Consider the following 9,593-nt stretch of genomic DNA (forward strand, 5'->3'; position numbering starts at 1 on the left):
CACAGGTTGACTCTTTGTTGATCCGTTCGCGTAGCGTGGCCTACGGCCAGGGAAGTAAGGCGTTTTTGAGTGCGCCACAACAGTATAGTTTGGATTTTCGTCTAAATCTTACTGTAAGCAGTGTCGTGGAGCGTGGTTTCAACCCGCGTAACGACATCCGTTTAGAATCCACGTATTTCAATGCGTGGAGAACTCAATATAAAGGCGACCCTATCCTAAGGATTCGTCTCTGGCCAAAATCGGCAAAGTTTTAACCCTTTTACCCATAGCCGACTAACCATAAAGGCCAGAGACGAAACCTTAGACAGTGGAGCCTTATAACAATAGCCTTAACCCTTTTACCCATAGCCTGCCGACCATAAAGGCTCCACTGTCTTACGGTAACTTCAAACCCTATTCTGGCGGTAACTTCTGACCCGGATTGAAATCACGGGGCTACCACGCTCCCGCGTTCTTTCCGTGTCAAGAGTTCTAGAAGTGGTGTAAGCTACCAGGGGGTAAGGGGAAATTGGGAAAATCTTAAAAAATAAAGAACAAATTTGTGTTAAAGCAGGTCTTTTGCTTTAACCTAAGAAGTTAAAGTAGCTAAGTAAAGTAGCTAATCAAAGTAGCGCTCTTAGTTAATTCCCTGGTAATTTCTGGTTAATCCGGGATTTCCTAGCTAAGATGCAGGTAATGGACACTAGTCCGATCGTTGTAATGGCCACGACACCTACGAATGACCGCCAGTTCGTAGCCCTGTCCCTAGTAGTTAAGATGAGGGAAACATGTGCTGCTAGCCCAACCAGCCTTTACAACATTGCCGTTCCCGGAAGCGGGACAAACTCCGGCAAACCTTACCCCTGATAGGAGTTGCACAAAACCTAAGCAACTAGGTCGTCTTTTCAACGAAATTACTAGTTATTAAGCCTCCTATCGTTAAGTATTTTGCTAAGCGCGGTTGGTTACTACTACCAATCCTATCAGCAAAATAAAAATAGACATCATTAAGTTATAAAAGCGAAAGACAGATGAGCGAATTACAAGAGAAAATAGACCAAGAGCGTGAACAAGCTAGAGCCGTTTGTGATGCTGAGGGGGCGTCTTCAGCAGAATGTGCAGTAGCTTGGGATAACGTAGAAGAACTACAAGCAGAGGCTTCCCATCAGCGGCAAAATGCCAAGCCCAAAAACTCCCTTGAAGAGTACTGTGATGATAATCCTGACGCAGCTGAGTGCCGGGTATATGAAGACTAGACTCTAGGATTGTTCTGCCAAATACTCTGAATAAGGGTAGCAGGAGTAAATCCCCGATTAGGATTTGCTCCTGCTACCCTTTTTGGTGGCGTTATAGCGCTACGCGCAAGTCCGCAAGTCCGCAAGTCCGCAAGTCCGCAAGTAAGCGATTACTTACGTTTCGGAGTTTAGGAATGTCAAACATCTGAATGCGTAGTGCTATACTGGCCTGATGCTTTCCTTGGCTTTGTTTCTAGATTTCCAGTATGGCCATTGGTGAAATAACATAGATCAAGGTCATTTCGGCAACAAGCAATGCAAGATGAAATTATTCAATTACTGGTTTGGATGGACTACCGTTTGGCAGTTTTGTTCACAGTATTTATCCCCTTGATGCTGCTAATTTGGGCATTTTTCCAGAAAGCAGATGCTATGGTACGCCTGTTGATTATCTATTGGCGTGTTTCCAGTCTCCTAGCGATTACAGTTTACTTGTTGATTGTCGGTTGGCCGATTGCTTATGTGTGTGCTTTGAGCTCCCGTATTCTGATCCCCATCTCCCTGTGGTTTTGGATTGACTTGAATGAGGAGATTGATGATAGGCCCGCTAGTCCCCTGAAGCTAACACTGACATCTTGGCGTTGGGCAATGACTATTTACTGTACTCTGGGGACAATCGCTAGTATTCCATTTCTACGTTGTGCCTTTGTCCCAGGAGCAATCACATCTGGATTTTGTCAGGTGTTGAGGGAGCCGCCTTTGTTATTCAAACAGTATTTCCATGGTGGTTATACCCCTGGATTTTTGGGCTTTATCGGAATGGTGGGATTATTCTTCTATGTCCTTTACTTAAGCTATTTCGTTCTGTTTCGACTCGGCAAACAAGGACGATCAGCTATTGAACCATGAAATGGGTTATGGCTTTGGATTTTGTAGGGCAGTAGCATCTTCTTTGAGACTCCCCACGGCGCTTATGCCGGGGGAGTCTTGGTTCAAAGGAGGTAAGCATTCAGCAGTCAGGGGTCAGCGGTCAGCCGTCAGGTTATTTTATTCAAAAGCTTTTCCCGTAGGGTGCCCATAGCGCATAAGCTGTTCGGTGTAGCATGGGCGTAGCCCATAGGCTGATAGCTGAATACTTACCCCGGTGCGCTTTCCCCATTAAGAATTAAATTCGCCACTGGTCGCACCGCAAAGTAAGGTTGATTAACGGATTCGGAATTCTACTTAACCTACAGGCAAAGCGCTAGATCAGATTTTATGGTCACCACCAGTACGATAAAGCTAAATATATCATTATATCCTGCCAATAGGCAACGCCACAACTAAAAACTCACAACTGAAAACTCACAGATGATGGATTCCATTGGTAGGCGTCTAGAACAATACACCATCAAACGCCCAAAAGAGGTATTGATAGTTACCGCACAGATAGCTGGTGAACAGGATCAAATTGCTATTTTTAAAGGTTTTTCCAGTTCTTTAATGCGTCCGACATCCTTTGACCCAGATGTAGCGGTCTTACCAGCACAGGCAAAGATCATTAGCATAGATCGAGTGGCTGCTCCCTATAATCCACAGTCTCCTCGTTATCTTCAGCAAGGACTGACTTTGGAAACTATGGAAAAGTTGTTGGAGAATGCTGGTGTTTAATTTAGCATCCTGGCTAGGTTGTGGCTGCTAAGTTCCAAGGGAGGAACGTAAATTTTGGTAAAGTTTTGCCTGAAGGCCCTTGGGACCTAAGTGTATTTGGATCTAGTTAGTCAATTTTGATAAAGTCTTGCCAGAAGCCTAACAGGGCTAAATGTACTTGGATCTAGTTAGTCAATGTTTGAGTAAATCTTGGATAAACTCTGGCCAAAGCGCTCACAGGGCTAAATGTACTTGGATCATAATCTGAATGTACTTGGATCATAATCTGATCACAAGCATGTATGGGATCACAACCATAGGTTGGATGTATTGATGGATATCTACCAAAGCAAAATAAAGTGTTATTCTCCACAGTGAGTGTGTAATGTGAGGAAATTGAAATTATGGTTACATCCCCTGTCCGTATCCAGGGATTGGATAGTGCTGAGTTCTCATCCAAGAATCAGCCAATGAACTGCCCCAATGTCAGGTTACCTTGGCAACCCCTAACTCTACCCACAACCCCATTATTCGGTACCGATGGCATTCGGGGACGAGCAGGAACATTGCTCAGTGAAGATTTGGCTTTACAAGTGGGTTTCTGGGCTGGTCTTGTGTTACAGGAATACTCAGCTGTACCAGGACCGGTGATTTTAGGGCAGGATTCACGCAATTCTAGTGATATGTTGGCAACAGCCTTAGCTAAGGGGTTGACTACAGCAGGTCTAGAGGTGTGGCACCTGGGATTATGTCCCACTCCTGGTGTTGCCTACCTGTGCAGTGCCACAAGTGCCATAGGGGGTGTGATGATTTCTGCTAGTCATAATCCTCCAGAAGACAATGGGATTAAGTTTTTTAGCGGGAAAGGCACTAAGCTATCTCAGGAGCTGCAAAAGCATATAGAAGCTGGATTGAGGGGTTTTATTGGTCAGGCTGTAGTGAGTAAAACCCAAGGGAAGTATCACTATCGCCCAGGGTTGGTCACCGATTATGCAGCAGCACTTCACCGTCCTCTGAAAGGAGTGACGAATTTACAAGGCATGAAGATTGTGCTGGATTTGGCTTGGGGGGCAGCAGTGCGACTCTCAGGACAAGTGTTTGAGCAGTTGGGGGCACAAGTGATCTGCTTGCATGACCAGGCAGATGGCGATCGCATTAATGTCAATTGTGGCTCTACTCACCTCGAACCCCTGAAAGCTGCGGTAAAAGAATACCAAGCAGATCTTGGGTTTGCCTTTGATGGTGATGCAGACCGATTGATGGCAGTAGATGCCCAGGGTCGGGAGATCAATGGAGATTACATCCTCTATTTTTGGGGTCAAACCTTACGTGCTGCCCAAAAGCTACCAGAAGACATAATGGTAGCAACGGTAATGGCAAATTTAGGATTTGAACGAGCCTGGAAGCAGTTGGGGGGTAAATTCCTACGGACAGCGGTCGGAGATCAGCATGTCCAAGCTAAAATGCTCCAAACTGGAGCTATGCTAGGGGGTGAGCAATCGGGACATATCATCTGTCACCATTATGGTTTGACTGGGGATGGCATGTTAACTGCTTTACATCTAGCTTCTTTGGTCCGTGAATCTGGGATGACCTTAGGGGAGTTAGTAGACCAAAGTTTCCAGACTTACCCCCAACTGCTGCGTAATGTCAGGGTAGAAGACCGAGAACGCCGACGTGGATGGCAAGAGTGTGAAGCGATCACGAATGCGATCGCAAAAGGGGAAGCAGCCATGGGAGACCAAGGTCGAATTCTGGTTCGTGCTTCTGGTACTGAACCCCTGATCCGGGTGATGGTCGAAGCCGCCAATTCTCAACTTGCTCACCACTGGACATCAGAGTTAGTTAACGTCGTTGAGCGATATTTAGCTAACTGATTGACCAAACTGTTTCCAGCAACTGCTCAGCATATAACTTGCATCGTTAACTTGTATCTTTGTTAACTTATACCGTTTCAGTGATCGGGTTGTGTTGACGGTTTATGGTTGACGGTTTATGGTTGACGGTTTATGGTTGACGGTTTATGGTTGACGGTTTATGGTTGACGGTTTATGGTTGACGGTTTATGGTTGACGGTTTATGGTTGACGGTTTATGGTTGACGGTAAATCATCAACCCTGATGTGAGTCTCTCTTGAGGAAAACTCCGTGCCTATCTACGGTCACAAACCAGATCGGTGGAAAGCATCAGGAAAAAGGGTTAAAAACCCTGAACTTAATACTTAATAGGGGTGCATAGAAAACTATTGCCAGCATTTTCGTGATAGTTATAGCTGACGAAATGCTTGATTACTTTCAAGGTTCCAATAACGCCATGGCCACCTCACCATAACATTAAAACTCCCGTTACTTTTGCTCAATTAGTCCCGGTGCGCTTTCCGTTGGCGAATTAAATTCGCCACGGGTCGCACCGCAAATTAATGGGAGTTTTTTACCTTGTTTTTCTATCAATAAAGGTTAATCATGCTAGTTTTCGTAATTCCACTCAAGAGTCGAAAGCTTTCCAAATCTTGGGAACATGTATCTAAATTATTTGAACGCTGTGTCAAATCAGTATGTAATCAAACATCATCGGAATTTAGAGTAATCGTTGTTTGTAATGAAAAGCCACAGATTACATTCAGTCATCCCCATATCATTTATCTTCAGGTTGATTATCCTACTCCCAAAGAGCCAAGCCAGAGGGTTAGAGGAAATACAGATAAAGGACGTAAGCTTTTGACAGGATTAACTTATGCTCGTCGATTTGACCCAACTCATGTTATGAATGTCGATGCCGATGATTGTGTTAGCAAACAGTTAGCGGAATTGGTTAGGCAAAATCCTCAGGAAAATGGCTGGTTTATTAATAGAGGTTATAAGTATCGAGATGGAGAAGATTGTTTGTATTTAAAACGAAAACAATTCTATCGAATGTCGGGTACAGCGAACATTCTTAGATGGGATTTACTAGAGTTACCTGAGAAACCTGAATACAATCGCGGTTATGGCTACTACAAGTTTTATATTGATCATGGGAAAGTTAAAAGTATTCTAGCCAACAAGGGAACCCCTCTAAAACCATTACCCTTTTCCGGTAGTGTTTATATCCTTGGTACTGGTGAGAATCTATCAGCAAATGAAGAAAGATTATCCTTTAACATCTTCAATCGAAAGGCGTTGAGCAAATCAATTTGTGATGAATTTGGCTTGTACAAGCTGGCTTGACCATCGCGCAAACACCAATTTCAAATTTATCATGCCAAATTAAGAAATAATAACATCGATAGACAATGGGATGGTTCTGCCATGGTCAAAGGTCGGTCAAAATCTAAGTCATCAAAGAAAGGGAAAACGCCATCTGAGACCACAACCTTAAATCTCAAGCAACAGTTAGCTCAAAAACGCCGAGCGCAACGGGAGCGTAGAGAAATCATCCAAATTATTACTATGACAGCAGCTTTTGGAGCCATTATCGGGGTGTTGCTTGCTCTAGTGGTTGATCCTAAAGCTGGTGCAGCTGCAGTAGCTGGTCTGCCTTGTCTGGTTCTGTCCTATAAATATCCTCGCACAGCACTTTGGGCATTCCTGATCTATATGCCTTTTAGTGGTACAATCATTTACTCCATTGGCAATAGTCCACTGCTGCAGCTGGCTAAAGATGGTATCTATATCCCTGCTTTGATTGGTCTAGTACAACAGTGTAAGCAGGAAAGAAAACCAATCATAATAGCCAAGTCCCTAATGCTACCCTTAGGCATTTTGTGCGCATCAAGTTTGCTGACATTCTTGTTTGCTAATGGCTCCCAGCAACTACTTCCCCCTTGTTCAGATCTACCAGGGATGCGTAGAGGTATAACCTGCGAAGATGGACAGCCGATACTAATGGGAATTTTGGGTTTGAAAGTTTTTTTGGGATACATTCCCTTAATCTTTTGTGCCTACTACCTGATCCGTAGCAAGAAAGAATTACTCTTCCTCTCAAGGATGTTCACAGTTCTGGCTATTATCTGCTGTAGCCTTGCCTTTATTCAGTACATGATGCTGAAAACTGGTAGATGCGCTGGAACCCAATTCAGACACGGGGCTGCCTTATTCAAAGCTTCCCTAGATGCTAGATGTTTTGTGGGTGGGTCTTTGCTGTATAGTCCTCAAGTGGGACAAATCCGCTTACCGGGAACCTTTGTTGCCCCTTGGCAGTGGGGCTGGTTCCTGATTTCTAATGCCTTTTTTAGCTTTGCTACTGCTTTCAGCGACCCCTCAGCTCGTTGGCGGAGTGTTGGTTTAGGTGCCATGGCATCGGTTTTTGTTCTCGCAGTAGTCTCTGGTCAGCGGATTGCTCTGGCTTTGGTGCCAACTGTAACCGTAATCCTGCTCGTTTTAACGGGTCAAGTCACTAACCTTAAACGGTTTTTACCTATTTTGGGAGGATTAGGGCTTTTATTAGGAATTGCGGCAACTGCTTTTCCTGAAGTAGTTCAGGAACGGATAGATAGTTTGATCGGTCGTTGGGAAGCTTCACCAGCGGATGATTTTATCCTTCATCAATTTGCTTTTACCTGGAGTAGACTAAGAGGCTCATTAATTGGTCTGGGATTAGGACGAGCGACCAACTCTGCTCGTGTTTTTGGTAAAACCAGTTTGGTAGAAACTTGGTTTCCCAAAGTGATGCATGAAGTTGGTCCGCTGGGGCTGCTGGCTTTTCTAGTATTTGTAACTGCGATTACTGTACTTACCTTCAAGGCTTACCGCTCAGTGAAAAACAAGGATTTGCGGAGTATCGGTGCCAGCTATTGGGTACTTATTTTGTTTATTAGCTACCAAACCTATTACTATCCCTTGGATGTAGATCCAGTGGCAGTATATTATTGGTTGATTACTGGTGTTATCCTCAAGTTGCCTGAAATAAATCGTCAAGAACAAGAGGAACTAGAGAAACTAGAGGCAGCACAGGCAAACGAGCCTCAACCTAAAAAGAAACGAGGTATCAAGGCATCGAAAAAGGGAAAAGGGAAACGGCAAAAGGCAAAAGGCAGGGTAAGCGCCCTAAAAATTGAGTAAAAATGTGATATAGAGCCAGGATCATGACCATATTAAGCCTTGATTCCTAGCACTATTGCACTTTTTTAACCCAAGTACCACTAGCCCAAAACTGGACATTCATCGATTAATTTGAGTTTGCTGATTTTTTTCGATTCATCAAGATTCCTAAAGAAAACAAACTAAGCCCTAAAATCGTTCCTGGTTCTGGAACAGTGCTAAAAATAATATTCCCTTTTTCGACTAATATTTTGGTATCCGAGGTTGGGTCAACAGCAAAAGTTTCAAAAGTTGTTCCTAAAGCTTGAGCAACAATAGGAACTCCAAAAGTGTTACTTGTAGTGTTAATTGTATCGTTGAAGCTGGTTAATATACCATCTGTAAACGTTAGAAATGGACTGGGAGGTACCACATCACTTTCATCAATAAAAACACTATCAGTGACTAATCCCAAACCTGGTATGTCAAGATAAATTTCAGCCGACGCTTTTAGATCTAAATCGACACCAACTAACTGATTCATCTGGATAGTTTCCACTCCAACCCCAGTGATAGGGGCACTCTCATAGCGAAGGATACCAAAGCCAAGATTATCATTGAGAGTCTCAAGTGTACTAATAAACTCAAATTTCATAGCAGCAGCTTGAGCCAGATTAGGGACAAGAGCAAAAAGACCTAAAATTGCGCCAGTAGTAGTTGTAACTGCTAATGTTTTATAAAGGTTAGGTTTCATGATTTTTGATTCCTATTGAATTGATTTGTGGCATTGACAGGATGAAATAGCGTGGTCAAGCTCCTGATTGACTGACGAAAAATTAGTTTTAGTCGGCGTTCTTGGGAGTTCCCCCCTGAGCAACTGGCTTTCCACTGGGCTTACAGGGGTTCCGCACACAGCCACTCCCCATGAGCAACTGCATCAAGACAGATTGGTTTGATGAGCTATTTTGAAATGTTAGATATCAAGTGCTGACCTTAGGCTTGGTTTCTTTTCTTTTACTGCTTGAGGTTGACAGCTATGAAACCAATTAACTCGTTAATGTTGATGGCTGATTCCTTTCCCAAAAATATTATTATATAGAATCGGGACTAATTTAGCTATTTGAATTCAAATTTATAAAATCTTTAAATAAATAAAGTTAATATTTCCAATTATGAAGTTTTTATAAAAAATACTTTGATGAGAAATAATTCAGAGCAACAGATGAGTAATGGATTTAAGGGACTTTCGTCCTGGGTTAATAGGAGTAGGTAGTAGGGAGTGGGGAGTAGGGGTAAGCAATCTGATGAACAGCCAAGGCATCGGTCTCAAGCACTGCCCACCCTACATGAACTACAAAATAAGCCCAAGTACTGATTATAAAATATAAGTAAATATGATCAAGATATCACTACAAATAGCAATAGGTTAGGAGTTGGCTGTAGCGAACGCATAATCACCACTAAGCCGAAATCCCAAAACCAGATGACGAAGCAGTCAAGGCAGGCAACGCGATGTTCCTTCGGAACCGCTACGCGAACGCATTAAACCTTCACAACCCTGATTAGTTGATTAACCAATTGATTAACCCCTAGCAAACGGGAAAAGGCAAACTACAAACGGTTTTTTGAACCGGTCTCCACGGATAACTGTTCCCTGTACTATGCTGGGACAGCGTTTCTAGCTCCCGTGAGGTACAGATTCAGCAATGAAACCCCTATCTTCTAAGACTCAGGTGTACCTCACCAGCCATGG

8 protein-coding genes are annotated in these 9,593 nt (G+C 43.5%); 7 read left to right on the forward strand and 1 reads right to left on the reverse strand.

Annotation, left to right across the window (positions count from 1 at the left end):
* The 7 genes from F6K37_RS23625 to hpsL all read left to right on the forward strand — a co-directional run.
* Positions 1-254, forward strand: a 254-nt coding sequence (locus F6K37_RS23625; RefSeq protein WP_353838403.1) for a hypothetical protein, incomplete at its 5' end; no start/stop codon positions are given.
* Between the two features lie 756 nt (positions 255-1,010).
* On the forward strand, positions 1,011-1,235 hold the full coding sequence (locus F6K37_RS23630) for a Calvin cycle protein CP12 (RefSeq protein ID WP_287252498.1): 225 nt from the start codon (positions 1,011-1,013) through the stop codon (positions 1,233-1,235).
* A gap of 294 nt (positions 1,236-1,529) precedes the next feature.
* Positions 1,530-2,123 carry a DUF3177 family protein gene (locus tag F6K37_RS23635; protein ID WP_008185315.1) on the forward strand — a complete coding sequence of 198 codons (594 nt, stop codon included), beginning with the start codon at positions 1,530-1,532 and terminating at the stop codon, positions 2,121-2,123.
* A gap of 441 nt (positions 2,124-2,564) precedes the next feature.
* On the forward strand, positions 2,565-2,864 hold the full coding sequence (locus F6K37_RS23640; RefSeq protein WP_063747936.1) for a DUF7734 family protein: 300 nt from the start codon (positions 2,565-2,567) through the stop codon (positions 2,862-2,864).
* Between the two features lie 383 nt (positions 2,865-3,247).
* Positions 3,248-4,720 (forward strand): phosphoglucosamine mutase, encoded by a 1,473-nt coding sequence (gene glmM, locus F6K37_RS23645; RefSeq protein WP_008185319.1) that lies wholly within the window; start codon positions 3,248-3,250, stop codon positions 4,718-4,720.
* Between the two features lie 585 nt (positions 4,721-5,305).
* Complete coding sequence (locus F6K37_RS23650) at positions 5,306-6,049, forward strand: glycosyltransferase family A protein (protein WP_008185322.1); 744 nt, start codon at positions 5,306-5,308, stop codon at positions 6,047-6,049.
* Between the two features lie 81 nt (positions 6,050-6,130).
* On the forward strand, positions 6,131-7,882 hold the full coding sequence (hpsL, locus tag F6K37_RS23655) for a hormogonium polysaccharide biosynthesis protein HpsL (protein WP_008185324.1): 1,752 nt from the start codon (positions 6,131-6,133) through the stop codon (positions 7,880-7,882).
* Between the two features lie 106 nt (positions 7,883-7,988).
* On the opposite strand, the gene F6K37_RS23660 is transcribed toward hpsL, so the two are convergent.
* A complete protein-coding gene (locus F6K37_RS23660) occupies positions 7,989-8,594 on the reverse strand; it encodes a PEP-CTERM sorting domain-containing protein (RefSeq protein WP_008185326.1) in 606 nt (201 codons plus the stop codon).
* Between the last annotated feature and the right edge of the window lie 999 nt (positions 8,595-9,593).

This window comes from Moorena sp. SIO4E2 (assembly GCF_010671945.1).
Taxonomy (GTDB): Bacteria; Cyanobacteriota; Cyanobacteriia; order Cyanobacteriales; family Coleofasciculaceae; genus Moorena; species Moorena producens.